The organism is Serratia sp. MF1(2023) (assembly GCF_030954545.1).
GTDB classification, from domain to species: domain Bacteria; phylum Pseudomonadota; class Gammaproteobacteria; order Enterobacterales; family Enterobacteriaceae; genus Serratia; species Serratia sarumanii.
In genome coordinates this window covers 67,859-94,276 of record NZ_JAVHUX010000005.1, presented here as the reverse complement: position 1 = coordinate 94,276, position 26,418 = coordinate 67,859, and the positions used below count along the sequence as shown (strand labels likewise).

General features: G+C 59.6%; 24 protein-coding genes and 3 tRNA genes. 11 read left to right on the top strand and 16 right to left on the bottom strand.

From position 1 onward, the window contains the following. Positions 1 to 523: 523 nt before the first annotated feature. Both REA38_RS01880 and rsuA read right to left on the bottom strand, forming a co-directional pair. Positions 524 to 1,720: a Bcr/CflA family multidrug efflux MFS transporter gene (locus REA38_RS01880; protein WP_025303559.1), complete on the bottom strand. Its 1,197-nt coding sequence runs from the start codon at positions 1,718 to 1,720 to the stop codon at positions 524 to 526. Positions 1,721 to 1,761: 41 nt separating this feature from the next. After that, positions 1,762 to 2,475 carry a 16S rRNA pseudouridine(516) synthase RsuA gene (gene rsuA / locus REA38_RS01875; protein WP_033648013.1) on the bottom strand — a complete coding sequence of 238 codons (714 nt, stop codon included), beginning with the start codon at positions 2,473 to 2,475 and terminating at the stop codon, positions 1,762 to 1,764. 317 nt (positions 2,476 to 2,792) lie between these two features. Here rsuA and REA38_RS01870 point away from each other — a divergent pair, with 317 nt between their 5' ends. Both REA38_RS01870 and rplY read left to right on the top strand, forming a co-directional pair. Next, positions 2,793 to 4,550, top strand: a complete 1,758-nt coding sequence (locus tag REA38_RS01870) for a DEAD/DEAH box helicase (protein ID WP_033635283.1) — start codon at positions 2,793 to 2,795, stop codon at positions 4,548 to 4,550. A gap of 162 nt (positions 4,551 to 4,712) precedes the next feature. After that, entirely contained in the window at positions 4,713 to 4,997 is a 285-nt protein-coding gene (gene rplY, locus REA38_RS01865; RefSeq protein ID WP_004935776.1) for a 50S ribosomal protein L25, read from the top strand. A gap of 84 nt (positions 4,998 to 5,081) precedes the next feature. Here the strand turns inward: rplY and yejK are convergent, their stop codons facing one another. Continuing rightward, entirely contained in the window at positions 5,082 to 6,089 is a 1,008-nt protein-coding gene (yejK, locus tag REA38_RS01860) for a nucleoid-associated protein YejK (protein ID WP_033635284.1), read from the bottom strand. Between the two features lie 210 nt (positions 6,090 to 6,299). Here yejK and REA38_RS01855 point away from each other — a divergent pair, with 210 nt between their 5' ends. The 3 genes from REA38_RS01855 (at position 6,300) to REA38_RS01845 (ending at position 8,473) form a co-directional block, all read left to right on the top strand. Continuing rightward, positions 6,300 to 6,527, top strand: coding sequence for a YejL family protein (locus REA38_RS01855; protein WP_004935782.1), 228 nt, complete (start codon positions 6,300 to 6,302; stop codon positions 6,525 to 6,527). Positions 6,528 to 6,536: 9 nt separating this feature from the next. After that, entirely contained in the window at positions 6,537 to 8,318 is a 1,782-nt protein-coding gene (yejM, locus tag REA38_RS01850; protein WP_060438464.1) for an LPS biosynthesis-modulating metalloenzyme YejM, read from the top strand. Between the two features lie 78 nt (positions 8,319 to 8,396). Further along, positions 8,397 to 8,473: transfer RNA gene (locus REA38_RS01845), tRNA-Pro, on the top strand. A gap of 112 nt (positions 8,474 to 8,585) precedes the next feature. On the opposite strand, the gene REA38_RS01840 is transcribed toward REA38_RS01845, so the two are convergent. Genes REA38_RS01840 through REA38_RS01820 form a run of 5 tightly spaced genes read right to left on the bottom strand, consistent with a single transcriptional unit; the run spans position 8,586 to position 13,586 of the window. After that, on the bottom strand, positions 8,586 to 9,779 hold the full coding sequence (locus REA38_RS01840; RefSeq protein WP_033648014.1) for a 3-hydroxybenzoate 6-monooxygenase: 1,194 nt from the start codon (positions 9,777 to 9,779) through the stop codon (positions 8,586 to 8,588). Positions 9,780 to 9,798: 19 nt separating this feature from the next. Next, positions 9,799 to 10,443, bottom strand: coding sequence for a maleylacetoacetate isomerase (gene maiA, locus REA38_RS01835; protein WP_033648151.1), 645 nt, complete (start codon positions 10,441 to 10,443; stop codon positions 9,799 to 9,801). A gap of 20 nt (positions 10,444 to 10,463) precedes the next feature. Beyond that, positions 10,464 to 11,165, bottom strand: coding sequence for a fumarylacetoacetate hydrolase family protein (locus tag REA38_RS01830; RefSeq protein WP_033648015.1), 702 nt, complete (start codon positions 11,163 to 11,165; stop codon positions 10,464 to 10,466). A gap of 15 nt (positions 11,166 to 11,180) precedes the next feature. Continuing rightward, positions 11,181 to 12,218 carry a gentisate 1,2-dioxygenase gene (gene gtdA / locus REA38_RS01825; RefSeq protein WP_039565048.1) on the bottom strand — a complete coding sequence of 346 codons (1,038 nt, stop codon included), beginning with the start codon at positions 12,216 to 12,218 and terminating at the stop codon, positions 11,181 to 11,183. Between the two features lie 18 nt (positions 12,219 to 12,236). Further along, entirely contained in the window at positions 12,237 to 13,586 is a 1,350-nt protein-coding gene (locus REA38_RS01820) for an aromatic acid/H+ symport family MFS transporter (protein ID WP_308884757.1), read from the bottom strand. Between the two features lie 125 nt (positions 13,587 to 13,711). Between REA38_RS01820 and REA38_RS01815 the strand changes: the two genes are divergently transcribed. After that, a complete protein-coding gene (locus REA38_RS01815) occupies positions 13,712 to 14,620 on the top strand; it encodes a LysR family transcriptional regulator (RefSeq protein ID WP_041035991.1) in 909 nt (302 codons plus the stop codon). A gap of 52 nt (positions 14,621 to 14,672) precedes the next feature. Here REA38_RS01815 and ttrA read toward each other — a convergent pair whose 3' ends face one another. From ttrA to ttrB, 3 genes are read right to left on the bottom strand one after another with little or no spacing between them, the layout of a single operon-like run. Then, the gene (gene ttrA / locus REA38_RS01810) at positions 14,673 to 17,744 is read right to left on the bottom strand and encodes a tetrathionate reductase subunit TtrA (RefSeq protein ID WP_308884756.1); all 3,072 of its coding nucleotides are present in this window, start codon (positions 17,742 to 17,744) and stop codon (positions 14,673 to 14,675) included. Beyond that, on the bottom strand, positions 17,737 to 18,762 hold the full coding sequence (ttrC, locus tag REA38_RS01805) for a tetrathionate reductase subunit TtrC (protein ID WP_033635288.1): 1,026 nt from the start codon (positions 18,760 to 18,762) through the stop codon (positions 17,737 to 17,739). Before ttrC ends, ttrA begins: the two co-directional genes overlap by 8 nt. Beyond that, positions 18,759 to 19,496: a tetrathionate reductase subunit TtrB gene (gene ttrB, locus REA38_RS01800; RefSeq protein ID WP_308884753.1), complete on the bottom strand. Its 738-nt coding sequence runs from the start codon at positions 19,494 to 19,496 to the stop codon at positions 18,759 to 18,761. The genes ttrC and ttrB overlap by 4 nt, the downstream gene beginning before the upstream one ends. Before the next feature lie 229 nt (positions 19,497 to 19,725). On the opposite strand from ttrB, the gene ttrS reads away from it, so the two are divergent. The 4 genes from ttrS (at position 19,726) to REA38_RS01780 (ending at position 23,879) form a co-directional block, all read left to right on the top strand. After that, positions 19,726 to 21,444 carry a tetrathionate respiration histidine kinase TtrS gene (ttrS, locus tag REA38_RS01795; RefSeq protein ID WP_308884772.1) on the top strand — a complete coding sequence of 573 codons (1,719 nt, stop codon included), beginning with the start codon at positions 19,726 to 19,728 and terminating at the stop codon, positions 21,442 to 21,444. Further along, positions 21,419 to 22,018 (top strand): tetrathionate respiration response regulator TtrR, encoded by a 600-nt coding sequence (gene ttrR, locus REA38_RS01790; protein WP_308884751.1) that lies wholly within the window; start codon positions 21,419 to 21,421, stop codon positions 22,016 to 22,018. Before ttrS ends, ttrR begins: the two co-directional genes overlap by 26 nt. A 91-nt stretch (positions 22,019 to 22,109) precedes the next feature. Continuing rightward, positions 22,110 to 22,352: a DinI family protein gene (locus REA38_RS01785; protein WP_004935803.1), complete on the top strand. Its 243-nt coding sequence runs from the start codon at positions 22,110 to 22,112 to the stop codon at positions 22,350 to 22,352. 378 nt (positions 22,353 to 22,730) lie between these two features. Next, entirely contained in the window at positions 22,731 to 23,879 is a 1,149-nt protein-coding gene (locus tag REA38_RS01780) for an acyltransferase (protein WP_094859987.1), read from the top strand. 133 nt (positions 23,880 to 24,012) lie between these two features. On the opposite strand, the gene REA38_RS01775 is transcribed toward REA38_RS01780, so the two are convergent. From REA38_RS01775 to REA38_RS01760, 4 genes are all read right to left on the bottom strand, one after another. Beyond that, positions 24,013 to 24,088: transfer RNA gene (locus REA38_RS01775), tRNA-Thr, on the bottom strand. A 6-nt stretch (positions 24,089 to 24,094) separates the two neighbouring features. Continuing rightward, positions 24,095 to 24,182: transfer RNA gene (locus REA38_RS01770), tRNA-Ser, on the bottom strand. Positions 24,183 to 24,339: 157 nt separating this feature from the next. Next, positions 24,340 to 24,669 (bottom strand): osmotically-inducible lipoprotein OsmE, encoded by a 330-nt coding sequence (gene osmE, locus REA38_RS01765; protein ID WP_033635291.1) that lies wholly within the window; start codon positions 24,667 to 24,669, stop codon positions 24,340 to 24,342. A 127-nt stretch (positions 24,670 to 24,796) separates the two neighbouring features. After that, positions 24,797 to 25,264 carry a nuclear transport factor 2 family protein gene (locus REA38_RS01760; RefSeq protein ID WP_049195938.1) on the bottom strand — a complete coding sequence of 156 codons (468 nt, stop codon included), beginning with the start codon at positions 25,262 to 25,264 and terminating at the stop codon, positions 24,797 to 24,799. Positions 25,265 to 25,371: 107 nt separating this feature from the next. Between REA38_RS01760 and REA38_RS01755 the strand changes: the two genes are divergently transcribed. After that, positions 25,372 to 25,950, top strand: coding sequence for a TetR/AcrR family transcriptional regulator (locus REA38_RS01755; RefSeq protein ID WP_049213514.1), 579 nt, complete (start codon positions 25,372 to 25,374; stop codon positions 25,948 to 25,950). Here REA38_RS01755 and REA38_RS01750 read toward each other — a convergent pair. Further along, positions 25,944 to 26,360 carry a VOC family protein gene (locus tag REA38_RS01750; RefSeq protein WP_033635296.1) on the bottom strand — a complete coding sequence of 139 codons (417 nt, stop codon included), beginning with the start codon at positions 26,358 to 26,360 and terminating at the stop codon, positions 25,944 to 25,946. The genes REA38_RS01755 and REA38_RS01750 overlap by 7 nt on opposite strands. Between the last annotated feature and the right edge of the window lie 58 nt (positions 26,361 to 26,418).

The following is a 26,418-nucleotide window of genomic DNA, read 5'->3' as shown; positions in this document are numbered from 1 at the left end:
CGACTCTGCCGCGCACAAATGTTATTTAAATGTAAATTTTGCCGCAAACCATTAACCTGACCCCGTGCTTGCCGATGCCGCGCCATTTTTTGGCGCGCCGTGCGGTGTTATTTCACGGCATTTTGCGACTCAGCTCGCATTTTTGCGTTATATGTAACCCTTTCCCGCAGCGATCTCAACTCTTTTTTCTTGCAATGCGACTACTTTTCCGTCGCCATATTTTTACATTGAAGAAACATTTCACCCGCCACGTTAGCGCAGCTTCTCCTGCTAATGCCTTGATTTACATCAATCCTAATACAAACCACTCGCGCGGCGCAGCCGACAGAACGTCGCGCCTCCCGGGGAATATCGGGCGGCACGATGGCGGAGTTTTTTAACAAAAAGCACACAGATGGGAAAATGACCGATTAATTAGCAGGCATATATTTAGCAACAAATTATTCATTGCCGGTTGCACCCTGAAATGGCAGGGCGCAACCCCATGACGCTGCGGGGCGAAACGCCCCGAGTCGGGAGAACGTCAGGCTGCGCGATCGCGCGGCCGGCTGGCGTAAACGTAGAACAGCACCGCCACGATGCTGCACAGCGCCATCGAGGTGACCATTGGCCAGGCGCTTTTGCCCGGCGCCATCGACAGCACCGCCCCCACCAGCGCGCCGATGCTGAAGCGCAACGTGCCGGCCAGGGAAGACGCGGTGCCCGCCATATGCGGAAAATCATCCAGGATCACCGCCATGGCGTTGGAGGAAATCATCGCGATGCACCCCAGGTAGACCGCTACGCCGATCACCAGCGCCCAGAAGCCCAGGCCGACGGCGCTTACCGCCAGCAGCCACAGCCCCATCGCCAGCTGCACCAGCAGCCCCAGCTTGAACATCTTGACCGCGCCGAACCGCCGCACGTTGCGGCTGTTGATCAGCGTCGTCAGGAACAGGAAGACGATGTTCAGCGCAAAATAGTAGCCGAAGTGCTGCGGCGAAACGTGGTTCAGTTCGATGTAGACGAACGGCCCGGCGCTGAGGAACGAGAACATGCCCGCAAACGAGAAGGCGCTGGCCAACATGTAGCTCAGCACCCGCTTGTGGCGGAACAGCGAACCGAAGTTGCCCAGCGTGGTGCGCAGGTGGAACCGCTGACGCCGCTCTTTCGGCAGCGTCTCCTTGATGAACAAGGCCACCAGCAGTGAACCGATCAGCGCCGCGGCGCCCATGGTCCAGAAGATGGCGTGCCAGCTGAACCACAGCAGCAGCGCACCGCCGATCATCGGCGCCAGCAGCGGCGCGATGGTCATCACCAGAATGACGAACGACATCATGCGCGAGAACTCATCCTTGGTGAACATGTCGCGCATCAGGGCGTTAATCACCACGCTGGCGGCGGCGGCGGCCAGACCGTGCAGGAAACGCAGCCCGATCAGCTGATCGATAGACTGCGCCATGGCGCAGGCGCAGCCGGCGATGGCAAAGATCAGCGTTCCCCACAGGATCACCGGCTTGCGGCCGATGCTGTCCGACATCGGCCCATAGAACAGCTGCCCGAAGGCAAAGCCGAGCATATAGGCGCTGAGCGTCATCTGCACGCTGCCGGACTCGACGCCAAACTGGGCGGCGATCACCGGCATACTGGGCAGGTACATGTCGATGGCCAAAGGCATCAACATGGACAACAGGCCCAGAATGAAAATCAAACCGAGATGAGAGGTTCGGTTCTGTTGCACGTTCCACGACTCCTTAATCGGCCGCAATCAATGATCGGTTATCAGTCCTGCAGGTGCGGCGCGCCCACGCTGGCGATCTCTTCTTCGGTCAGTGGGCGGTATTCGCCCGGCGCCAGATCGTCATCCAGCACGATGGCGCCGATGCGCTCACGGTGCAACTCGATCACCCGGTTGCCGACGGCGGCGAACATCCGCTTCACCTGGTGGTAGCGCCCTTCGCTGATGGTCAGGCGCACCACGCGCTCGTCGACCTGCTCCAACGTCGCCGGCCGCGTCAGATCTTTCTCGTTGTGCAGTTGCACCCCTTCGGCGAAACGCTGCGCGGTGTCTTCCGCCAACGGGTGCTCCAGCGTGACCAAATAGGTTTTCTCGCAGTGGTGGCGCGGCGACGTGACGCGGTGCGACCACTGGCCGTCGTCGGTCATCAGCACCAGCCCGGTGGTGTCGATATCCAACCGCCCGGCGGCGTGCAGCTTGTACGCGACCGGCTCATCGAGGAAATACAGCACCGTCGGATGATCGGGATCGTCGGTGGAGCAGACGTAGCCCTGCGGTTTGTTGAGCATGAAATAGCGCGGGCCGTTCTGCTGCTGCAGCGGATTGCCGTCGAACGCCACTTCTTGCTCCGGGGTCAGTTTGATCGCCCCGCTCTTCACCACCTCACCGTCAACGGTGACGCGTTTAGCCCGAAGTTCGCGCGCGACCAGCGCACGGCTGATGCCTAACTGCTGAGATAAAAACTTGTCCAATCGCATGGGATCTGCTTTGCCTGTCGTTGTTATGATCGCATTGATCGTATTGCCAAAATATGACGCCCGCCGTTGCACCGGGTGCAAATGGCAGGTTCAGGGGGGAAATCGCGTGGGGGAACAGCGATTGCTGTCACACGAGTATAGCGGCACAACGCGTTGCCCGACAGGGGTAATTTTCACGCTTCTCGCACCGCGCGCGTGCAGAAGGCATAATAATGGAAATTTTTCGGCCGCCCGGGCGTAAAATGTCACGCTTTCTGTGGGAACAGAGGTGACAAAACCGCTTCCCGGCGGCCCATTCCAACCTACGGCGTTCATTTATGGCCTTTACCCTACGCCCCTACCAACTGGAAGCGGTCGAAGCCACCATCAATCATTTCCGGCGGCACCCCGAACCGGCGCTGATCGTGCTGCCGACCGGCGCCGGCAAAAGCCTGGTGATCGCCGAACTGGCGAAGCGCGCCCGCGGGCGGGTGCTGGTGCTGGCGCACGTCAAGGAACTGGTGGCGCAAAACCACGCCAAATACTGCGCCTACGGCCTGGAAGCGGACATCTTCGCCGCCGGCCTGCAACAAAAAGAGAGCGCCGGCAAGGTGGTGTTCGGCAGCGTGCAGTCGGTGGCGCGCAACCTGCCGCTGTTCGACGGCGCCTTTTCGCTGCTGATCGTCGATGAATGCCACCGCATCAGCGACGACGACGACAGCCAGTACCAGCAAATCATCCAGCATTTGCAGAAAACCAACCCGCAGCTGCGGCTGCTGGGGCTGACCGCCACGCCCTATCGCCTGGGCAAGGGCTGGATTTACCAGTATCACTACCACGGCTTCACCCGCGGCGACGGCGCCAGCCTGTTTCGCGACTGCATCTACGAGCTGCCGCTGCGCTACATGATTAAGAACGGCTTCCTAGTGCCGCCTGAGCGGCTGGACATGCCGATCGTGCAGTACGATTTCAGCCGGCTGGAGGCCAGAAGCAACGGCCTGTTCAGCGAAGCGGATCTGAACCGTGAGCTGAAGCGGCAAAACCGCGTCACGCCGCATATCATCAGCCAGATTGTAGAGTACGCCCAAGATCGTAAAGGGGTGATGATCTTCGCCGCCACCGTCGAGCACGCCCGCGAGATCCACGGCCTGCTGCCGAACGGCGAGGCCGCGCTGGTCAGCGCCGAAACGCCGCCCGCCGAGCGCGATGCGCTGATCGAGGCGTTCAAACAGCAGCAGCTGCGCTATCTGGTCAACGTAGCGGTATTGACCACCGGCTTCGACGCGCCGCACGTCGATCTGATCGCTATTCTGCGCCCGACCGAGTCCGTCAGCCTGTATCAGCAGATCGTCGGCCGCGGTCTGCGACTGGCGCCCGGCAAGGAGGATTGCCTGATCCTCGACTACGCCGGCAACCCGCACGATCTGTTCACGCCGGAGGTCGGCGTCAGCAAGCCGCACGGCGACAGCCAGCCGGTGCAGGTGTTCTGCCCGGCCTGCGGCTTCGCCAACCTGTTCTGGGGCAAGTGCACCGAGAATGGCGACATCATCGAGCACTACGGCCGCCGCTGTCAGGGCTGGCTGGAAGACGACGACGGCCACCGCGAACAGTGCGATTACCGCTTCCGGTTCAAGAGCTGCCCGCACTGCGGCGCGGAGAACGACATCGCCGCGCGCCGCTGCCATCAGTGCCAGGAGGTGCTGGTCGATCCCGATGACATGCTGAAGGCGGCGCTGAAGCTGAAAGACGCGCTGGTGCTGCGCTGCGGCGGCATGGAATTGCAGAGCGGCCGCGACGACAAGGGCGAATGGCTGAAGGCCACCTATTACGACGAGGACGGCACCAGCACCAGCGAGCGCTTCCGCCTGCAGACGCCGGCGCAGCGCAAAGCGTTCGAAATGCTGTTCCTGCGCCCGCACCAGCGCGCGCCGGGCGTGCCGTTCGCCTGGCACACCGCCGCCGACGTGCTGGCGCAACAGCAGGCGCTGCGCCATCCGGATTTCGTGGTGGCGCGCAAACGCGGGCAGTTTTGGCAGGTGCGCGAGAAAGTGTTCGATTATCAAGGCCGTTTCCGCCGCGCCAATCAGTTGGCCTGAGCGAACGGCCCTAAATCTGGGCAGGTTTTCGTTGCCCTGCAGGCGGCTTTCCGTTAAAATGCCGCGCGCTTTACCTGGGCCTGCCCAGCGTTAAAGCGGAATTCCGAACTTGCTACTTGGGTCGCCTGTAGCAGGGTAAATTTTCTTTTAAGAGAAAAAACAATGTTCACTATCAATGCAGAAGTACGTAAAGACCAGGGTAAAGGTGCGAGCCGCCGCCTGCGTGCAGCAAACAAATTCCCAGCTATCGTTTACGGTGGCAAAGAAGCTGCAGTTTCCATCGAATTGGACCATGATTCTGTCAAGAACATGGAAGCTAAACCAGAATTCTACAGCGAAGCAGTAACTCTGGTTATCGACGGTAAAGAAACCAAAGTTAAGGTTCAGGCTGTACAGCGTCACCCGTTCAAGCCAAAACTGGCTCACATCGACTTCGTTCGCGTTTAATCGCTACGTTTTCGAACCTTTCGGGACGCCGAAATAAAGAACGCCGCAATTGCGGCGTTTTTTATTGTCTGCGATTCGGCGCGCTTACTTGCCGCTGCCGGTCCGGCGCTGCAGCTGATCGCGCAGATTCGGCGGCGTGCCTCTGATGGTCAGCGTGTCGGTGGCCGCATCCCAGAAAATGCGCTCGCCCAGCAGCATGGCGTCGAAGTTCAGGCTGATGCCGCCGCCGCTGCCGGCGAATTTGGTTAGTTGGCGCAGCGTGCCGCGATCCGCCGGGAAGCTTTCTTCCAGCTCATACCCTTGCTCGCTTGAGAACTGCATGAAGTCTTTCTCGCCGACCGGCGACAGCTCCTGCGACAGCGCCTGCAGCTCAATCTCTTCGCCCGCCTGCAGCTGTTCGTTGCAGTAGCTGTACACCTGCTGGCGCACCGACTGGCGCTCGTTCTTGTCCAGCTGCGCATCGGCGCAGTAGTCGTCCACCGCCTGCAGCAGCCCACGGTTTTGCGCCTTGGCGTCCAACCCTTCGGACGCCGCCAGGAAATCCATGAAGAAGTCGGCGACCTTGCGGCCCACGCGCCCGCGCAGGAAGGTCAGGTAGCGGGTCGATTCCGGGTTGGTTTCCCATTCGGTCAGATCGATGCGCGCGACGATATCGGCGTTGTTGATGTCCAGATAGTGCGTGGTGTTGATATCCAGCTCTTCGTTGACGCGCATGCTGTTACGGCTGTTCAACACCGCGATCAGCAGATACTCCACCGCCAGATAACGGTATTGGCCAAACAGCACCACGCCGCCTTCGGCGAACGGATACTTCGCCAGTTCGTCGCGCAGGCGGCCAGTCGCCGCGCGGCTGAAGGCCAGAAAGTCCTTATCGTCCTTGCGGCAGGTGCGCAGCGCTTCCGCCAGCTCGCTGCCTTCGTTGAACAGGCCCAAGGCCTTGCTCTTGGCGCTATAGACGCGATGCAGTTCCGTCATCATTTCTTCCACCGCCGCGTTGGTGGGAAGCAAGGAATCGCGCAGCACCACGTCCAGCGTTTGCTCGTCGCGTTTCACCAACTGGTGCAGAGCGATCTGGTCGATATCCAGACTCATGGTAAATCCTCCTGTTCTTTAGGCGCGTATTCAAACACTGAAGGCCCCGCCCTGCAATACTAAAAACCGCGGCAAACCGGAAAGGCGCTGCGAGGGGCAGCCCCGGCGCGGGCGAACAATTTCCCGAATGACAGGAAGTGATAAAAGAGCGGAAAATCACTGCCCTATACGGTAAGATAGGGCACTTTGCAGATTACTAAGCGCAATTTTATGCCACAATCATCCCGTTACAGTGACGAACACGTTGAACAACTGCTCTCAGAGCTGGTCAATGTTCTGGAAAAACACCATACCCCCACCGATCTTTCCCTGATGGTGCTGGGCAATATGGTCACTAATTTGATCAACACCAGCGTTGCCCCCGCGCAGCGGAAAACCCTGGCGAGATCGTTCGCGGAAGCCCTGCAGGCTTCTGTCCGTGAAGATAAAGCACATTAATATTGACTTATGGTGACAAACCGTCAGCGTTATCGTGAAAAAGTCTCCCAGATGATCAGCTGGGGGCACTGGTTCGCCTTATTCAACATTTTGCTCGCCCTTGGGCTGGGCAGCCGTTACCTGTTTGTCACCGACTGGCCCGCATCCCTGCTGGGCCGGGTTTATGCCTTTGTCAGCCTGCTGGGGCATTTCAGCTTTATCGTGTTCGCCGGCTATTTGCTGGTGATCTTCCCGCTCACCTTCGTGGTGATGTCACAGCGGCTGCTGCGATTTATTTCCGCCGCGCTGGCCACCATCGGGCTCACGCTGTTGCTGGTCGACAGCGAAGTGTTCTCCCATTTCCACCTGCACCTCAATCCGGTGGTGTGGGATCTGGTGGTCAACCCGGACCAAAGCGAACTGTCGCGCGACTGGCAACTGATGTTCATCTGCGTGCCGGCGATCTTCCTGGTGGAGATGCTGTTCGCCACCTGGAGCTGGCAGAAGCTGCGCAGCCTGAACCGCCGCCGCTTCGGCAAACCGCTGGCGGCGCTGTTTATCAGCGCCTTTTTTGCTTCGCACCTGATTTACATCTGGGCCGACGCCAACTTCTATCGCCCGATCACCATGCAGCGAGCCAACCTGCCGCTCTCGTACCCGATGACCGCGCGCAAGTTCCTCGAAAAACACGGCCTGCTCGACCAGCAAGAGTATGAGCGCCGCCTGATGCAACAGGGCAATCCGGAAGCGGTGGCGGTAGAGTATCCGCTCAGCGATCTCAGCTACGGCGATAAAGGCAGCGGCTATAACCTGCTGATGATCGTGGTGGACGGCATTCGCGCCAAAGACGTGACGCAGGACATGCCGGCGCTGACGCGCTTCGCCCAGGAAAACGTGCGTTTCAGCGATCATTACAGTTCGGGCAACCATGCCGATACCGGGCTGTTCGGCCTGTTCTACGGCATTTCCCCGACCTATCTGGACAGCGTGCTCGCCGGCCGCAAGCCGTCGGCGCTGATCGCTGCGCTCGGCGATCGGGGCTACCAGCTGGGGCTGTTCTCCTCCGATGGCTTCAACGCCAGCCTGTACCGTCAGGCGCTGTTGACCGACTTCTCGCTGCCGACGCCGGCGCCGCAAAGCGACGCGCAAACCACGCAGCAATGGCAGCGTTGGCTGGCGGATCAGGGTAGCAAAGAGCCGTGGTTCTCCTATATCAGCTTCAGCGGCGCCGAGGCTGTCGAAGGAGACAAAACCCCGGCGCCGGCAGACTTTATTCGGCGCTATCGCACCGGCGCGCAAGACGTGGACGCCCAGATAGCCCAGGTGCTGGACACCCTGAAACAGCGCGGCCTGCTGGATAAAACCGTGGTGGTGATCACCGCCGAGCACGGCGTCGAGTTCAACGACAGCGGCAAAGGCCAATGGGGCGCCGGCACCGGCTTCAACCAGGCGCAGCTGCAGGTGCCGTTGGTGATCCACTGGCCGGGCACCCCGGCGCAGACCATCAGCAAGCTGACCGGCCATAACGACGTGATGCGCACCCTGATGCAACGATTGCTGCACGTGAAGACCGCGCCGAAAGACTATTCGCAGGGCGAAGATCTGTTCACCGCCCAGCGCCGCAACGACTGGATCGCTACCGGCGATGGCAATCAGCTGGTGATCATCACGCCGACGCAGACGCTGATGCTGGACAACAGCGGCAACTATCGCGTCTACGATCAGAACGGCGATGAAATAAAAGACGAGAAACCGCAGCTTGCTCTGCTGTTGCAGGTGCTGACCGATGTAAAACGCTTTATCGCCAACTAACTGCTTAAAACTAAAGCAATCAAGTGGCGAGGCGCTTGCATTAACATCGGGAATCGGTAGTATGATTTTTCATAGCGTCGGCATGTAGCGCAGCTTGGTAGCGCACCGTCATGGGGTGTCGGGGGTCGGAGGTTCGAATCCTCTCATGCCGACCAAATTTAATAAAACCTGCTGTTACAGCAGGTTTTTTTTCGTCTGCATATTGAGAGGATTAGGCCGCACCGGTTTGGCCCATGCGCTAGCGGAGGCCCGGGCAAGGCCTCTCTCTCAGCGCGGCTGCAGGCAGTTTTCTTCTTTCCAGCCATACAGCCATTCCATTCCGCGATAAAATTCCGCCTGAGATTTGCCTTTCCATAACAGATTACGCACCTGGCGCTCAACGCCTGCGGCGTGATAAACACGGCCCATCTCACGGGTTGACCAGACGATGCGCGCCGTGCGTGGAATACGTACCGACTCGTACAGAGCAAGCGCTTTTGCCGCATCCCCTCCATGCTCTTCCAGCGCTTTACCCAGCGTTACCGCATCCTCCAGCGCCATGCAGGCTCCCTGCGCCATATACTGTGCCACCGGGTGTGCTGCATCTCCCACCAGCGTGATACGGTCGTTGCCCCATTTCTCCACCGGCTCACGATCGGCGGTTGACCAGCGGCGCCACGAGGTCGGCTTATCCAGCATTTGACGCGGACGCGGGTGAATACCGGAAAAATAGGAGAGCACCTCCTCTTTACTGCCGTCCTTCACCCCCCACTCCTCCTGCTGACGGCTATGGAACGTCACCACCAGGTTATATTGCTTCCCCCCGCGCAGCGGGTAGTGCACCAGATGGCAGTGCGGCCCCGCCCACAGCACCGGCGCGTTAATGCGTAAATCCTCCGGCATCTCATCGCAATCAATCACGGCGCGGTAAACCACATGTCCGGTCACCCGCGGCGCATCCTCCAGTAGGTACTGGCGCACAACCGATCTCACGCCGTCACAGCCGATCAGAATATCCGCCGTCCAGCGATTGCCCTGCTCATCAAATACCGTCACATCATCCGTCGTTTGGCTGATACTCACCACCTGCGTTGAGGTACGGTATTCCACATCCGGATGGGTTAATACCGCTTCCCAGACGGATGCGTGGATATCCACCCGATGGATAACCGCATAGGGACCGCCAAAGTGATCGCGAAATGCCTGCCCGGTCTCAATATGCACTACCTCCTGGGCGTTTACCGCGTCCATCAGGGTTATGTGATCGGTAAAGACGGCGCGCTCGCGTGCAACGTCGCCCACACCCAGGCTATCCAGCGCGGAAAAGGCGTTGGGTCCGAGCTGAATGCCCGCCCCAATCTCACCAATCTCGTGCGCCTTTTCCAGCAACATCACTTTAATCCCCTGGCGAGCCAACGAGAGCGCAGTCGCTGCACCGCCAATGCCTCCACCCACGATAATTGCGCGCATCACTTTAGCCATTGTTTTCCTCCTTTCGGGATCAGGCTGAGATTTTGTCTTGTTGGTTTTCTGGCGCCGCGGCGATGAATGCCGGGAGCCGAGTACAGGCGTCGTAAACCGCTTTACAGCGCGGGTACCCGCTCAGATCGCACCCCATCCGCAGGGCATTCGCCCACTGAGGGATCAGGCAGCAGTCCGCCAACGTCGGGGTATCACCAACGCAGAAGGGGCCTGGCGGCCTCTGGAGCAACAACTGTTCTACGGCGCTCAGTCCTTGGCGGATCCAGTGCGCATACCAGCGTTTTTTCTCTTCGTCACTCACCTTCAATTCTTCACTCAGGTAGCGTAAAACCCGCAGGTTATTTACCGGGTGAATATCGCAGGCGATGACATAGACGATTTCCAGTATCCGGCTGCGCGCCGGATCGGCCGTCGGTAACAACGGCAACTGAGGAAAATGGCGATCCAGCCAGTCGGTAATCGCCAGCGACTGGCTGAGAAACTCACCGTCGTCCGTGAGCAGCGTCGGCACCAGCCCGACCGGGTTCATTCGCCGATAAGCCAGCTCATTCTGTTGCCCAATGCGGATATTGACGCCCACCGTCTGGTAATGGATGCCTTTCAGCGCCAGCGCAATGCGCACGCGGTAGGACGCTGAGCTATTAAAGAAACTGTACAGCTTCATCATTCACCTCTGAATCAGCCTCAGATAATCTTCACGGCGATAGGGGTTAGCCCTTCTACATTGCCGGTAATCACATCGCCTTTCACCACCGCGCCCACCCCTTCCGGCGTTCCGGTAAAAATCAGATCGCCGGGCTGCAGCTCAAAAAAGCCGGACAGATAGCTGATGGTTTCATTCACCGACCAGATCAGATGACGGATGTCGCTGCGCTGGCGATCGCTGCCGTTGACCTGCAGCCAGATAGGTGCGCTACTCACGTCTGCGCTGTCGCCGGCTTTATGCAATGGCGCGATGGGCGCAGAAAGATCGAATGACTTGCCGATTTCCCATGGGCGCCCCATCTGACGCATGTCCATCTGCCGATCGCGGCGGGTCATGTCCAGGCCCGTAGCATATCCCCAGATGTATTCATGCGCCTTGTCCAGTGGAATATCACTCCCCCGTTTACCAATTGCCACCACCAGTTCGATTTCGTAGTGATAGTTGTCGGTTTGCGACGGATACGGCAACGCCAGCGTTTCGTCGGCCGCCACCGGCACCACCGCATCGGCAGGCTTGCAGAAGAAGAACGGTGGCTCACGATCCGGGTCAAAGCCCATTTCGCGGGCATGCGCGGCATAGTTGCGCCCGACGCAGTAAACACGGCGTACGGGAAACTGCTTATCACTCCCCACGACAGGAACAGTCACGGGGGCTTGCGGTGAAAATACGTATTGCGTCATTTTGTCTCTCCCAAATTAATAACGTGCTTCACGGAACAGTCCCAGGGCTTCCTGAACCGGTCGGTCCGAAAAACTGAATAACACGGTGTCTTCGTCCGCCTGAAACGACACATCGAACCAGGTCGGCGCCACAAAGATATCTTTTGCCAAAAAGTGAATGGTTTCGTTGCCGATGCTGACCTGGCCGCGCCCTTCCACCACGTGGTAAATGGTGCTGTCCGTGGTGCGCGCCTTCCGTGAGGAAAAGCCTTTCGGCAGCAGTTGCAGGAAGGCGCCCATCGAGGGCATGGGATAGCCGCCGGTCACCGGGTTGGCGTAGCGCATCTTGTAGCCATCCCACTCGTCGACTTCCCCCAAGCGGGTGAGGTCGTGCAGCGCTTCCCGACTGCGATCGTAGCGGTAGTTGAAAATAGGCGACGAGTTGCCTTTCTGATGGCGCAACGGCAGCATATTGGCCGCATAGCGAGGTAAATAATCCCCCTCCTGGCGCGTCACGGGCTGCTGTTCTTGCGGATAGTCCTCCGCGAAACCGCAACCCAGCAAGTTCACCAGCGGCAGATCCAGCCCATCCAGCCATACCACCGCCTCCTCGCCGGGATTACCGTGATCGTGCCAGCACCACTGCGGCGTCAAAATGAAGTCGCCTTCATGCATTTGCGTACGTTCACCGTCAACGGCGGTAAATGCCCCTTTCCCTTCGACGATAAAACGCAATGCCGACTGATTATGGCGATGGCTCGGCGCGACTTCACCCGGCATGATCAACTGCAATCCGGCATACAACGTCGGGGTGATGGCGGACTGTCCGCGCAGCATCGGGTTTTCCAGCACCAGCACGCGGCGAACCGCCTCTTTGGCGCCAATCAACTCGCCGCTGGCCAGAAGATGTGGGCGAATCTCCTGATAGTTCCAGTAAGCCGGAGCGCAGTTTGCATTCGGCGTTTGCGGCACCAAATGGTGCAGTGACTCCCACAATGGGGTCAGATTCTGCGCGGAAATATGCCGGTAGAACTGCTGACGGCTGGGGTTAACATCCTGATTGCGTTCAGGCATAGGGATTCTCCTTTTCATTCACGACGCTGCGCGAGGCAACGTATCAGGGGCTGGGGCCGGCTGGCGAACAACAGCCGTCAGCAGAATTAACATCACCGTACTGAACGCCGCCGGCACGGCAATAATGAAAAATAGCGTTTCGAATGAGAAATTCATCGCCATCATCACGCCGCCGGCAAGCGAGCCGACAATCGCGCCGCAGCGGCCAATGGCATTGGACCAGCTGACGCCGGTCGCCCGGCTTTGTGTCGGATAGAGCGTGGCGGTCAAGGCATTCAGCCCAACCTGCGAACCGCTGATGCCGATGCCGGTGCCGAAGATGGCCATCGCCATCAGCCACAGGCCGTGATCGCTCAGGCCAATCATGACGATACACACGGCGCCCAGGGCGTAGCTCGCCGCCAAAACCCGGAAGGGATTGTATTTGTCCATCAACACCCCCAGCCCCAGCGCCCCCAGCGTTCCGCCCATCTGGAAAGCGGCGGTCACCCAAGAGGCGTGCTGCAGATCTATACCGCGATGGTTAAGCAGCGTCGGCATCCAACTGGAGAGCAGATAGATAATCAACAGGCTCATAAAAAAAACCACCCAGAGCATGAGAGTAATGCGCAGCTGGCGGCCTGCAAACAGCGGGCTGATGCTTCCTTTGGCCACCGCAGCGGCTTCGTTGAGGTAAAAATGAGTCTCTTCATCGCACTCTCGGGTGATGGCGCTGACCGTTTTGGCAATCACCTTGTGCGGCAGTTGGCGACGGACCTGCCAGCGAGGGGATTCCGGCAGGGCAAACAGCAGCACCACAAAGAGCATCAACGGCAAAACGCCACCGAGCACCAAAATGCCTTGCCACCCCATCACCGGCACCAGTTGGGCGCTGACGATCCCGCCCAGGGCCGAACCGAGCGTGAAACCGCAGAACATCAGCGTGACCAGCGCGCCACGGCGGCGAGCAGGCAGATATTCAGAGGTCATCGTGATGGTGTTCGGCATCGCGCCCCCCAACCCCAGGCCGGTGAGAAAACGCAAAACGACCAGCGTTGGCAGATCGGGGGAGAAGGCCGAAATCAGGCTCAGCGCACCAAACAGCGCCACGCAAAGTTCAATGACGCGCTTGCGGCCAAAGCGGTCAGAGAGCGGGCCGCAAAGCAATGCGCCCGCCGTCAACCCCAACAGCCCCGCGCCAAACAGCGGCGCCAGTTCGCCGGCGGTCAGTTGCCACTGGGTGCGGATGTCAGGTGCGATGAAACCAATGGCGGCGGTGTCAAAACCATCCAGCATCACCACTAAAAAGCAGCAGATGATAACGCGCCACTGCGTCTTACCGATGGGAGCAGCGTCGATCAGTGCTTGTAAATCACGCCGTTGAGTCATAGTGAGCGCCTCGGTGCAGGTAGGTAGATGTCTGTCTTGTTTTATATATGTTATGAATTTGTATTCTTAGCGATAAAATGTACAATGGCTTTTCAGACAGAGACATAACCTGAGAGTTATAACAAATGGCGAACTGGGCTCAGAAAATGAAACTGCACCATCTGCAAATGTTGGTGGCGTTGGGTGAACAGGGAAATCTGACCCACGTTGCCCGGATGATGAACATCTCCCAACCTGCTCTGTCAAAATGGTTATCGCAGCTCGAAGATGAGATTGGGATCACACTGTTTGAGCGGCATAGCAAAGGGCTGCGCCCTTCCGAAGGGGGGAAACTGCTGCTTCAGCATGCGCAGCGTTTGATCAATGACCTGGAACGTTCGCAGTCTGAAATCGCCCGCTTTAAACAAGGCGGGCTAGTGGGAAGCCTGAAAATCGGCTGCTCACCGGTCGCCACCGACTGCGTTTCACAGGCCATATTGAGCCTACTGCAGGAAATGCCGACGCTTCATCTCAATATTGAGGAAAAAGTAATGACCCCGCTGCTGCACGATCTGATCGCGGGCGCGGTGGACGTCGTCGTGGGCCGCGTTGGCGGGCGGGCGCTGCAACTGCCGCTCAACTATCAAGTGCTCTACACCGAACCGGTGTGTTTTGTTGCCCGCCCTCACCACCCGCTGGCAAAATCCGCCACCCTCACCTGGCACGATCTCACCCACTGGCGCTGGATTGTCTGGCCGACCGGCACGCCCATCCGCCTCAGCATTGATAATGCGCTGGCAGATAACGGCGTGATGCTGCCTGAAAATACGGTTGAATCGGCATCAATGAACGTCAGTACCAACCTACTGCAAAGCAGCGATATGATCTCCATTCTTTCTCTACGGCTGGCGCAGCGTTATGCCAGTCAGGGGCAGCTGGCGATCCTGAATCTGCCGAAGATTGAGCAAAAAGGCAGTGTGGGCGTCTTCTGGCGCAACAGCGAGCCGCCTTTTGCCGCACTGAGCCGCTTTTTGCAGCTGCTTACGCAGGCTTAAAACCCCAGCGCCGTAAACCTGCTGTTACAGCAGGTTTTTTTTCGTCCTTCGTTTACGCGGAAAGCTTGACGATGGTCGCAGGAATCCCCTGGCGCACCGCCGCACCGGTCACCCAGTCCAGCCAGGTGTTCGGCACTTCGCGCGTCGGATCGGCAAACCCCAGATCGTTGAGATTGATGCCGGCGGCAATGCGCTTATCCATCGCCAGCGGCTCGCCGTCCAGGTAGTGCTGGCTGGCGCCCATCTCCCGGTGGCCGTAGCCGTGTTCCACCGCGATCACGCCGGGCATCACCCCCGCCAGCAGACTGATCTGCGCCTCCCGGCTGCCGCCCGGGGTGCTGATGCTCACCCAATCACCGTGTTGAATGCCGAAACGCGCCCCGTCCGCCGGGTTCAGCGCCACCAGGTTCACCGGCTTCACGTCATGCAGGCGCCGGATCACCGCGGTGGAGCTGCTCATCACATTGGATTTGAAGGACATCAGCCGCAGCGGCCACTGCCGCTCAGGGTAGAGTTCTTCCACCGCACGGCCGTCAGACAAACGCGCCGGGTAGCAGGTTGGGCAGCCGCTGAAACGCTCGCCGGTAATCGCATGCCGGTGCTTCGCCACTTCCGCATTCCAGATCTGCAGCGGCTTCTCCCAGCGGTTGCCCACGCTGCCGTCGCGGCGGCCGCTGTCATGACCGGCGAAGCGGCCGCCGCGGCTGTAGATAAACGCCACGCGGCCGATCTCATCGGCGCGCAGCGTCTGCGCAAGCTGCGGCAACAAGCGATCGACGCCGCTCAGCGCCAGCTCTTCCTCCCTCACGGCCGGCACCAGCGCCTTGCCGGCAAACGCCACGTTGGCGGCGGCGCGCAGATAATAATCCTCGGCGCGGTTGAGCGGCAGCAGCCCGCCCCGGCCGTCGCCGATAGCGCGATCGCCGAACCCCGGCAGCGCCAGGCGTTTGGCGACGGCGATGCAAAACGCCTCCATGGAGATCGGCTGCCCTTGCGCCGTTTTCGCGGTCGCCGGCGTCACTATCGGCCAGCGCGCAGTGGTGGCCTTGCTGGCGACGCCGCCCCAGGGGGCGCTGAATCCCCAGCTCTCAAAGTTATGGGTATCCGGGACGATATAGTCGGCCAATGCCGTCGTTTCGTTGATAAACGCATCGATGGCGATAAACAGCGGCAAACGCGCCGGATCTTTCAGCCGCTCTTCCGCCACGCCGCGCAACCCGGCGATACCGTACAGGGGGTTGGTCATGTTCGAGATCCAGGCTTTCAGCCCGTACGGATATCCCGCCAGCGCCGACGTCAGCAGCTCGGTCAACTGCCCGGCGACGAACGGATACCAGGGCGCCCTGGCCGGCCAGGGCGAAACGCCCGCCGCCACTTTTTCGCGGTATTCGTCGGAGGTTTCATAGGCGGCCTTGCTGCGCGCGATATTCAACCCCTTCGGTTTTACCAGGCCGGGAAACTCGACCAGGTTATAGCGCGGCCCCTCGGCGAAACCGTTGAATTTGCCGCCGCCGACGAACACCCCGCCCGCCAGGCTCAGGTTACCGATCAACACGTTGAGCATCATCACCGACCAAGTATTGTAAAACCCGTTCGCCGCCATCATCCCGCCATGGGCGATCACCGCCGCCTTGCGCCCGTGGGCGGTAAAGGCCTCGGCCAGCGCCGCGATGCGCGCCACCGGTACGCCGCATTCCCGGCTGTAGGCTTCCGGCGACAGCTTGTCGGCCGCCTCTTTCAGACACTGAAAGCCGCTTTTCACCGCCACCTGCGCGCCGTCGTGCAGCGTCACCGTGCGGGTTACCCACAGCTCGGCGCTGTCGCACGTCTCGGCCGCCACCAGTTCCCCCGCGCCGTTGACCACCAGCGGCGACGCCGACTCGGCGCCGTTCAGATGGGCCAGCGTCAGATGCTGCCCCGCCAACGGGTGCTCGCTCTCGGCGATCACCAGATGCGTGGCGTTGGTCCAGCTCTTCTCGCCGGCGCGTTGCATGGCGGCCTCCGACGGGATGGCGAGATAACCGGCCTGATAACGCCGATTGTCGAGGATCCAACGAATCATCGCCATCGCCAGCGCCGAGTCGGTGCCCGGCAGTATCGGGATCCAATGGCCATGATCGTCCGCCAGCGTGGTGGTCAACGGCAGCGCCGGCGCCACTACCGCGTAACGGAATTCGCTGCGCAATCTGGCGCTGGCCAACTGCCGGGCCTGACGCTTGAACGGGTTGCCGGACTGCGCCGGCGAGGTGCCCATAAACAGCGCGAATTCGACCTGTTCCCAGTCCGGTTTCACGTGCGGATTCTTGTCCAGATCGTTCATCAACGCGCCGGAGCCGGCGCGGTAGGCCAGCCCGCAGTAAGCGCCGTGTGCGCCGAAATTTTTGCTGCCGAAGCTGTTCTGGGCGAAGCGTCGCAGGAAGCTGTCGCGCCCGTCATCACCGGCGTTGGTCACCAGCAGCTGGTTGGCTTTCGGCCCCAGCCCCGGCTGTCGGGCATCGATCGGCGTTTCCAGATCGCGGATCGCCCGCAGGCCGTCCACATGCCCCTCGCCGAACAGATCGCCGCCCTCCACCACTTCGGCGATCAACTGTTCAAAGCTGATGCGCTGCCACTTGCCCTCGCCGCGTTTGCCGACGCGTTTCATTGGCTCCAGCACGCGCAGCGGGCTGTAAAGCCCCTCCAGCAGCGTAGCGCCCCGCGCGCAGGCGGTGGAACGGGCGTCGAGGCCGCTCTCCCCGCCCAGCTGCGCCAACGCGTCCTGCAGCGGCAACGCAGAATCGAGGTGCCGCTCCTGAGACAGCGGATGATACGGGTTGCCGGCGATACGCAGTACCCGGTCGGTCTGCCTGTCCACCCGCACCCGCACGCCGCATTGCGTCCAGCAACCGAAGCACTGGGTCATCGAGATGGCCTGCTGCGGATTGCCTTGCCATTCCGGCATAGCCCGCCCTTCGGGCTGCAGAGAGTTGCCGTTGATGCGATCCAGAGTCACGCGCCCTGAGGTGCCGTGAATCAAGCCGTCGATCGCCCGTTTGGCGACCTCGCGATAGCTCAGGCCGAAAGCGGACAGCCCGCCGAAGGCCAGGCCCACTTTCAACCACTGACGCCGGGTGAGTTTAGCCATGTTGTTTTCTCCGCAGTAAAAACGCCTGTGCTTCACGCACCATGATCATTAACGCCAGCCACAGCCCGAAGGTGCCGACGATCGCCAGCAAGCCATCGGTACCAAGCGGCAGGCTATAGGGGGAATAAGACGCGTTGTATTTCGGGATGGTCTGCACTTCGATCAACAGCGTCCAGCGCATCAGCCAGCTCAGCCCCAGCGCGCCGGCCACCAGCAGCGGCGCGCCGCCGCGCGGCAAACGTCGATAGGCCGCCCAGGCGGCGCACGCCAGCGCCAGCCCCCACAGCGCGATCCAGCCAGCAGCATACTGGCGCGCCGTCGCCTGCGTCTGCAGCCAGTGGCGTACCGCCGCGCCGGATAGCGTATCGCCGCATACCCACAGCAGGATCGCCCCGCCGAGCGGCAGCAGCGTCAGCAGCATCCCGCGCGCCAGCGGCGCCTGCAGGCCGGGTCGTTTGCGCATCGCCAACAGCAGCAGGGCCAAGAGCGCCTGCAGCGCGCTGAGGAACATCACGATCGGAAATGCGTAGCTGAACCAGATTGGGCGGGCGCGCACGACGGAAACCTCGCGCCCGGTGTACAACAGCAGGCCGATAGCCACCAGCGCGCAGGCGGGCGCGATCCCACGCAGCAGCGCAACCGGTCTGCCCGTCAGCCGCGTAAATTCAATCGCGATAAACCACAGGCCGATCAGCAAGGTAAACAGCGGCAAGAACAGCGCGCCCCACGGCATCCACGACCAGGGCGTCGGGTAGGCGTAAAAATGCCAGAAACGGGCGGTTTGATGCAGATCGGCGGTCAACGCCAGCGGCGCGGTGATGGCGCACGTCAGCCCGATAAACAGCGCCGCCCGCTCCAAATGTGCGGCGTTGTCTCCACCGCGCCAGCGCCACACGCAGGCCAGCAACGCGGCGCAGGCGGCAATGCCAATAAAGAAGAAATACTGCACGGCCCACGGCAGCCAGCTCACCGCCTGCGGTTGGCTCAAAACCTCTGCGATCATCAGTTGGCGGCTCATCGTCCCTCCTCCCATAAGGCGACCTGCGCCCGCCCCGGCAGCGGCGTGACGAAGGCGTCATCCAGCCCCAGATAAAACACGTGGGGCGCGGTTTGGTTCTCCGGCTTGAGGACTTTGATCTCGGCCTCGTGACGCCGCAGCAGCTTGCTCAGCGTGCTGTGCGGATCGCGCATATCGCCGATGATCCGCGCCCCGCCCACGCACGACTCCACGCATGCCGGCAGCAATCCCGCCTCCAGCCGGTGTACGCAGAAGGTGCATTTGTCCGCCGTTTGGGTGGCGTGATTGATAAAACGGGCATCGTACGGGCAGGCCTGCACGCAATAGGCGCAACCCACGCAGCGTTTGTTGTCGACCACCACGATCCCGTCCTCGCGCTGGAAGGTGGCCTGCACCGGGCACACCGGTACGCAGGGCGGGTTGTCGCAGTGGTTGCACAGCCTGGGCAGCAGCACGTTGGTCGCCACCGCTTCGCCTTCGAGACTGACCTGGTACTGGTTTACCGTAGTGCGAAACTCCCCGTGCGGGGTCTGGTTTTCAATGGCGCAACTGACGGTACAGGCCTGGCACCCGACGCAGCGCCGCAGATCGATCAGCATCGCGTAGCGGCGGCTGGCATCCCCCTCGCGCCGCGTCGGCGCTAACGTCAGCCCGGCCTCCGCCACGGGGATCAGCGAAGCCCCCGCCGTCAACACGCCCAGCCGCTGCAAAAACTGCCGTTTACCGAAATCCATGCGCCTCTCCCATGCCCTGGGCATCATCCCGATCACGCTATTGATGCCCGTTAGATGAATAAACAATGTCGATGATTTACAGTGTAAAAATGACATTGGGCTCAGCTCTATTGTGGTTAACCACATACCGAACCCAACGTTGATCTAAAACAAGTGGCGGCAGGCAAATTGCCCATCAGGAGGGGCCGTGAGGGTCGTGTTATTACTGCTGTTCAGTCTCGGCTGGGGGATGGCGGCACAGGCGGGCGAGTGGTCGGTCGGCGTGCTGGCGATGCGCGGCGATGCGGCGACCGAGCGTGACTGGCAGCCGCTGATCGACAGGCTCAACGGCAGCGTCGGCGGAGAACGCTTCCGCCTGCGGCCGCTCGATCTGGCGCAGATGCGCGAAGCGGTCAATCGGGGCAGCGTGCAGTTCGTGGTCACTAATCCGGCGCAGTTTGTGCAGCTGAACAGCCACTATCATCTGCGCTGGCTGGCGTCGTTGCGTGCCGCCAACGGCGATCGGGCAACGGGCAACATCATCGGCAGCGTGATTCTGGTGCGGCGCGACAGCGGCATTACGACGCCGCAGGCGCTGATGGGAAAAACGGTGGGCGCCATCGATCCGCAGGCCTTCGGCGGCTATCTGACCGGCTATAAGGCGCTCAGCGACGCTGGCATACGGCCCGAGCGCGATTTTCACCTGCGCTTTACCGGTTTCCCTGCCGACGCCCTGCTCTATCTGTTGCGCGAGCGCGCCATTCAGGCCGCCATCGTCCCGGTCTGCCTGCTGGAGAAAATGGGCAAGGAAGGCCTGATCAACCCGGCGGATTTTCGCCCGCTGCTGCAACAGGCCACGTCGGCTCCCTGCGTCACCAGCACGCCGCTTTATCCCAACTGGTCGTTCGCCGCCCTGCCCGGCCTGGATAACTCACTGGTGGATGCGGTGGCGAGAGCCTTGCTGACCGCACCGCCCCAGTCTCCCTTCCTGTGGGGCGCACCGGCCTCAACCAGCGAGGTGGAAGCGCTGCTGCGCGCCGTCAATCAGCACCCGGAACAGCGGCGGCTATGGCTGGATATCAAGAGCTGGCTGATCCAGCATCAGACGGCCGTCGGCCTGTCGCTGGCGCTGCTGGCGCTGTTGATCGTCAACCATATCTGGATCGCGCTGCTGGTGCGCCGACGCGGGCGACAGCTGCTCCGCGCCGACGAGCAACTGCGGCGGCAGGAACGGGCGCTGGAAAACGCCAGGCAGCTGAACGTGCTGGGGGAGATGGCCTCCGGCTTCGCGCACGAGCTCAACCAGCCGCTGGCGGCCATTCGCCACTATGCGCAGGGGTGCCTGATCCAACTGCGCAACACGGACGCCGGGCATCCGCTGCTGGGGCCGCTGGAAAATATCGACCGGCAGGCGCAGCGCGGCGGCGAGACGATTCATAACCTGCGCCAGTGGGTGCAGCCCACCGCGGAGGCGATAGACCAAACGCGCTGGCGCCCCACCGCGGTAAGCGAAACCGCCGAGCGGGTGTGGACGCTGCTGCGCCTGACGCAACGCTATCCCGACCTGACGTTGTTCAATAACGTGGCGCCTTCGCTGACGCTAACCCTGCCGCCGGCGCTGCTGGAACAGTTGCTGGCGAACCTGCTGCTGAATGCGGCGCAGGCCGGGGCCAATGCCGTCTGGCTTTCCGCCGCCAAGAGCGAACGGGCGATGGAGTTGCATCTGCAGGACAACGCGGGCGGCATGACAACGGCCGGGCTGGAACAGGCTTTTCGCCCCTTCAACACCACCAAGGCCGGCGGCATGGGGCTGGGGTTAGCCATTTGCCGGCGCCTGGCCCGCTATGGCGGCGGCGAAATCCGCCTGGCTAACCGCCCGGCTCCCGACAGCCGCAACGGGCTGTGCGTAACGCTGCATTTCATATTGGATAACGAGGAAAACCATGTCGCTAATTTATCTGGTGGATGATGACGTCGCCGTCACCGACGCCTGCCATTTTTTGCTGACCAGCCTCAGCCACGGCGTGCAATGCTGGAATGACAGCGCCGATTTTCTGGCGCAGGCGGACCTGTTTCAGACCGGGATCGTCTTGCTGGACATGCGGATGCCGAAGCTCGATGGTCACCAGGTTTACGGGGAGCTGCGCCGCCGCGGCAGCACGCTGGCGGTGGTGTTCCTGTCCGGCCATGGCGACGTGCCGATGGCGGTGGAGCAGATGAAGTACGGCGCGGTGGACTTCCTGCAAAAACCGATCGCCGCTGAACCGCTGATCGCCGCCCTCGAACGGGCGCAGCAGGTCGCCGCCGAGGCCTGGCAACGCCATGAAACTTGCGGCCGCTACCGCACGCTCACGCCGAAAGAACGCGACATTGCGCAACTGGTGGTGCGGGGCATGATGAACAGGGAAATGGCTGAGCGGTTGAATATCGCCCTGCGCACCGTGGAGGTTCACCGGGCAAAAGTGATGGAGAAAATGCAGGCCGCCAGCCTGGCGGAATTGGTGATTCAGCTGCAGGATTTACCGCACACCGCGCAAGAATGAACGCATCATGCAAAATTCCGCGCCCCCTCTTGCCAACCGGTCTTCCTCAGGCCAGAATACTGTACATTAAATCAGTACTTACAGGTGAGACATGTTTGTAGAATTGGTATACGACAAACGCAACGTCGCTGGGTTACCCAACGCCGCCGAGATTATTCGCAACGAGCTGGAAAAACGCGTGCATGCGCTGTTCCCGGAAGCTGACGTGCGCGTGAAGCCGATGCAGGCCAACGGCCTGAACTCCGACGCCAGCAAAAGTGATCGTGAGAAGCTGAACCGAATGTTGGAAGAGATGTTCGAAGAAGCGGATCAGTGGCTGGTCACGGATATTTGATAAGCGGCCTCAACCGTAGCCCAAGACTAATAGCCAAGCCCGAACCTAGCACCAGCAGGCTGGTTTATACGAACAAGGCAGCATGGCGACATTTTTATCTGACGGCTACACTATCCTGCACTCCTTCTGAGAAATAAAGACTTTCAAAAAGCATAGGGCTTACGGTTAGGTATGCAATGCTCATATGTGCTCCCCGCCGACTATCGCTCGCACAATTGAATAATTTCGAGGCCTATGGTAGCGAAAAACCTTTTTAACCCTATGGTTTACATTCAGAATTTACCAGCTAACCTCATGCGAGGTCTCATGCTATAATATCTAAAATAACCACCAACCCATTGGAATTATTGATGAAAATTTATTTAGGGGCTTCTCCTTATGCAACCTGCTAAAAAGTGGTCACAGGAACTTGAAGGTTTACGCGGCTTGGCCTCACTTTGGGTTGTTCTAGGCCACATATGCATTCTAACCAGCTTTCGCCCTCCCATTCTTTCTGATCCAGCAATCGGTGTAGATCTTTTCATTTTACTTTCGGGTTATCTGATGGCCAAAAATTATGTTGAACGTAAGGCAAAAGAACCCTGGAACGACTCATCGACATTTAAAAAATTTTGGACTCGACGGTTCTTCCGCATCGCGCCGCTTTACTATGTCTTACTAGTTCTGGCGATCGCATTCGGTAGCTACTTTGGTGAAGCCAGAGACATCATTGGCCATTTCTACAGCGAAACGCAAACCAACAGTTCACGCTATAGCGACCATTCATTTTTGAACGTACTCACACACGTCACCTTTATATTTGGCTTTCTGCCTGATTATTCCTTCAATACGGTACTCCCCGACTGGAGTATCGGATTGGAAATGCAGTTCTACTTTCTTTTCCCATTCATTATGTTGACAGTCTTGAAACTGGGATTTGCCAGAGCATGCCTCACGATTGTCTTGCTGTGCGGAATCGTCAAGTTTTTAGTACCGGACTACTTTGCCGCGTTCCCTATGCCTTCCATGATCCTAATAAAGCTGAACTTATTTATCGCGGGTATGCTAATGGCTGAATCAATCCGCAGAAAGAGTGTTCGATATGTCGCTTTTGCTTTGTTAACCGTACTGGGTAGCGCATATCTGCCACACGAATTGAATAAATACCATTTGCTCGCTCAGATAGGTCTGATCTTAATGATGATCATGATGCTTTGGACTCGTAGTGAAGAGAGTAAGTGGTCACGTGCGCTGCGCTTGCCACGTTGGTGCCTGACAAACCGTTTCAGCGTATTTCTGGGAGATGTCTCATACTCAGTTTACTTGCTTCATCTATTGATAGTTCTACCGGTCGTGGCCTATTTGCTCTCAAACACATCATTTGCCGAACTTTCTTCAGTGATGCGGTTCGTTGTTGCATCAGGAATCATTCTCCCGCTCACTTATGGTATTGCAACGTTGCTGTATCACTTTATCGAGAAACCAGGCATCAAACTCGGCAAAATGCTTATTAACCGCAACCAAACGAAAGCCGTCGCGCTTCAGTAATTGCCTATCGACACTCAATCTGATGGCATGCTTATCGATTAACTTCGACGCCACCTGAGAAATTCATTCTCGTGGCGCTTCCAGTAAAAATCCATAACAAAAAGCCCCAGCATCGCTGCTGGGGCCTCTATCATGGTGCCGGCTACCGGAATCGAACTGGTGACCTACTGATTACAAGTCAGTTGCTCTACCTACTGAGCTAAGCCGGCTGAATTTGGCGGAAGGACAGAGATTCGAACTCTGGGAGCTGTTACACTCGACGGTTTTCAAGACCGTTGCCTTAAACCACTCGGCCATCCTTCCAATGGGCGCTGATATTAGCGATACCGTTATGAAATGTCTATCGTTTTGATGCAAAAAAATGGCATGGGCGGCGCAGTTGCCTAAACTTCAGGCCTTAAACGCTTAAAAAATGAAAAGCCCCGCGCAAGCGAGGCTTTTTTGGTCGGCCGAAACGCGATTATTTCGGCTGGGAATCGTAGTCTGAACAGGTTTGATAGCCCTTGTTCATGACATGGCCCGTGTCGTTGTAGCTGACAAAGTACGTCTGCACCTTGCCGTCGCGCGGCGCCACCGCATAGGTGTCGCAGGTGCCCTGCGCATGGATCAGCGTGGCGGACGTCGACGGCGGACCGGCGATAGCCCGCACCTGCTGCTTGGTCATCCCTACTTTGACATCGCTGACCACCGGCTCATTGACATAACTGGCTGCGCGATCATAGGTGGTGCAACCGGCAAGAATGGAAAATACCGCCGCGGTGCCGACGGCCAAAACCAACTTCTTCGTCATAGCTTGTCCTCTTGGAGTGCATTTGTTGTTCCCTAAGTCTAGAAGCGGGAAGGCTTTTCTACAAATTCCCCTTTGTCGATCGGTGCGCTTTTGCACTCAAGAGGCCATCGCCGGCGCGCCAGCAGATTCAAAAACCGAAATCGCTCAGCGCTGGAATATCGTCCGGGCGCCGGCCGAGCGGCCAATGAAAACGCCGATCCTGTTCGCGAATCGGCATGTCGTTGATGCAGGCATGGCGGTTGATCATCAGCCCCTCCTGATTGAACTCCCAGTTTTCATTGCCGAAGCTGCGATACCAGTTGCCGGAATCGTCGCGCCATTCATAGGCGAAACGCACCGCGATGCGCGCGCCGTCAAACGCCCACAGCTCCTTAATCAGCCGATACTCCAGTTCTTTCGCCCATTTGCGTTGCAAAAAGCCGACCACCGCCGCGCGCCCGTCGACAAACTCCGCGCGGTTACGCCAGTGGGTATCGAGGGAATACACCTGCGATACGCGTTCGGGGTCGCGACTGTTCCAGGCATCCTCCGCCAGCCGCACCTTCTCGATGGCGGATTCGCGGGTAAAAGGCGGCAATGGGGGTTTAATGCTCATGTTCATCTCCTGAGTGAAGGCATGTAGACAACTCTGTCTACACCTTTACGCTAGCGCAAGTAGACAGAGTTGTCTACAATCATTCGAAAATAGCCCCGGAGAAAATGATGACCGCCGATCTCAACGCCTTGCCCGCCCGCCAGCGCATCCTGCTGACGGCGCACGATCTGTTTTATCAAGAAGGGATCCGCGCCACCGGTATCGATCGCATCATCAAGGAATCTGGCGTGACCAAAGTGACCTTCTACCGCCACTTTCCCAGCAAGAACGATTTGATTACGGCGTTTTTGACCTATCGCCATCAGCAGTGGCTCAGCTGGTTCAGCACATCACTGGCCCGCCATGTGGCGCAGACCGGCGGGTTGCTGCCGGCGCTGGCGCCCTGCCTGGCGGAATGGTTCGACGATCCGCGCTTTCGCGGCTGCGCGTTTATCAATACTGCGGTGGAGATAGCCGATCTGCTGCCGGAAAGCCTGCACATCGCCGGCCGGCATAAGCGGCAGATGGCGTATGAACTGGCGCGCCACCTGCCCGCCGGGCCGCAGCGGGAACAGCGGGCGGCAATGCTGGCGATGCTGATCGACGGCGCCATCGTCAGAGTGCAGATAGAGCGGCAACCGCAGGCCGCGCTGCAGGTGCTGAATGCCGCGTTGGACATGTTGGCGCTAGGCGGGTTCGATCAGTAATTGGCCCAGATGCCCGGCGTCACCAGTTCCAGCAGGTGGGCGTCGGGATCGCGAAAATAAATGCTTTCCCCGCCGTGTTCCCAGCGCATTCGCCCCTCAATCTCCACGCCGTTGGCCACCAGATGCCGTTCCCAGTGCGGCAGTTGCTCTTTCGCCACCGCCAGCCCGATATGCGCCGGCCCCACGCCATCGTGCGCGGGAATAAACCCGGTCGGATACTGCGCCCCGCGCAGCGAATCGCCCTCGATAAACAGCAACAGTACGCTCCGATCGCCGACGTTATAGGCGCGAAACCGTTCATTGGCGACCATTGCCGGCAGCTTCAGCACCTGCCGGTAAAAAGCGTCCGCGCGTTCAATGTCGCTGACGTACAGCACCGTTTCGATCACCTTATCGATCTTGAGTTCCATATCACCTCCGTTCTGTTTGCTGTACTGACAGCGTAGGCCGAGCGGAGGCGATCCGAAG

What these genes read in the sequence shown, in the direction of transcription:
- REA38_RS01830 (WP_033648015.1), bottom strand. Translation starts at nt 11,165, where the DNA reads ATGACGCAATACGTATTTTCACCGCAAGCCCCCGTGACTGTTCCTGTC.
- yejM (WP_060438464.1), top strand. Translation starts at nt 6,537, where the DNA reads ATGGTGACAAACCGTCAGCGTTATCGTGAAAAAGTCTCCCAGATGATC.
- REA38_RS01750 (WP_033635296.1), bottom strand. Translation starts at nt 26,360, where the DNA reads ATGGAACTCAAGATCGATAAGGTGATCGAAACGGTGCTGTACGTCAGC.
- REA38_RS01855 (WP_004935782.1), top strand. Translation starts at nt 6,300, where the DNA reads ATGCCACAATCATCCCGTTACAGTGACGAACACGTTGAACAACTGCTC.
- REA38_RS01785 (WP_004935803.1), top strand. Translation starts at nt 22,110, where the DNA reads ATGTTTGTAGAATTGGTATACGACAAACGCAACGTCGCTGGGTTACCC.
- osmE (WP_033635291.1), bottom strand. Translation starts at nt 24,669, where the DNA reads ATGACGAAGAAGTTGGTTTTGGCCGTCGGCACCGCGGCGGTATTTTCC.
- ttrS (WP_308884772.1), top strand. Translation starts at nt 19,726, where the DNA reads ATGGCGGCACAGGCGGGCGAGTGGTCGGTCGGCGTGCTGGCGATGCGC.
- yejK (WP_033635284.1), bottom strand. Translation starts at nt 6,089, where the DNA reads ATGAGTCTGGATATCGACCAGATCGCTCTGCACCAGTTGGTGAAACGC.
- ttrR (WP_308884751.1), top strand. Translation starts at nt 21,419, where the DNA reads ATGTCGCTAATTTATCTGGTGGATGATGACGTCGCCGTCACCGACGCC.
- ttrC (WP_033635288.1), bottom strand. Translation starts at nt 18,762, where the DNA reads ATGAGCCGCCAACTGATGATCGCAGAGGTTTTGAGCCAACCGCAGGCG.
- ttrA (WP_308884756.1), bottom strand. Translation starts at nt 17,744, where the DNA reads ATGGCTAAACTCACCCGGCGTCAGTGGTTGAAAGTGGGCCTGGCCTTC.
- REA38_RS01760 (WP_049195938.1), bottom strand. Translation starts at nt 25,264, where the DNA reads ATGAGCATTAAACCCCCATTGCCGCCTTTTACCCGCGAATCCGCCATC.
- REA38_RS01755 (WP_049213514.1), top strand. Translation starts at nt 25,372, where the DNA reads ATGACCGCCGATCTCAACGCCTTGCCCGCCCGCCAGCGCATCCTGCTG.
- REA38_RS01820 (WP_308884757.1), bottom strand. Translation starts at nt 13,586, where the DNA reads ATGACTCAACGGCGTGATTTACAAGCACTGATCGACGCTGCTCCCATC.
- maiA (WP_033648151.1), bottom strand. Translation starts at nt 10,443, where the DNA reads ATGAAGCTGTACAGTTTCTTTAATAGCTCAGCGTCCTACCGCGTGCGC.
- rsuA (WP_033648013.1), bottom strand. Translation starts at nt 2,475, where the DNA reads ATGCGATTGGACAAGTTTTTATCTCAGCAGTTAGGCATCAGCCGTGCG.
- REA38_RS01870 (WP_033635283.1), top strand. Translation starts at nt 2,793, where the DNA reads ATGGCCTTTACCCTACGCCCCTACCAACTGGAAGCGGTCGAAGCCACC.
- REA38_RS01815 (WP_041035991.1), top strand. Translation starts at nt 13,712, where the DNA reads ATGGCGAACTGGGCTCAGAAAATGAAACTGCACCATCTGCAAATGTTG.
- REA38_RS01840 (WP_033648014.1), bottom strand. Translation starts at nt 9,779, where the DNA reads ATGGCTAAAGTGATGCGCGCAATTATCGTGGGTGGAGGCATTGGCGGT.
- REA38_RS01780 (WP_094859987.1), top strand. Translation starts at nt 22,731, where the DNA reads ATGCAACCTGCTAAAAAGTGGTCACAGGAACTTGAAGGTTTACGCGGC.
- gtdA (WP_039565048.1), bottom strand. Translation starts at nt 12,218, where the DNA reads ATGCCTGAACGCAATCAGGATGTTAACCCCAGCCGTCAGCAGTTCTAC.
- ttrB (WP_308884753.1), bottom strand. Translation starts at nt 19,496, where the DNA reads ATGGATTTCGGTAAACGGCAGTTTTTGCAGCGGCTGGGCGTGTTGACG.
- rplY (WP_004935776.1), top strand. Translation starts at nt 4,713, where the DNA reads ATGTTCACTATCAATGCAGAAGTACGTAAAGACCAGGGTAAAGGTGCG.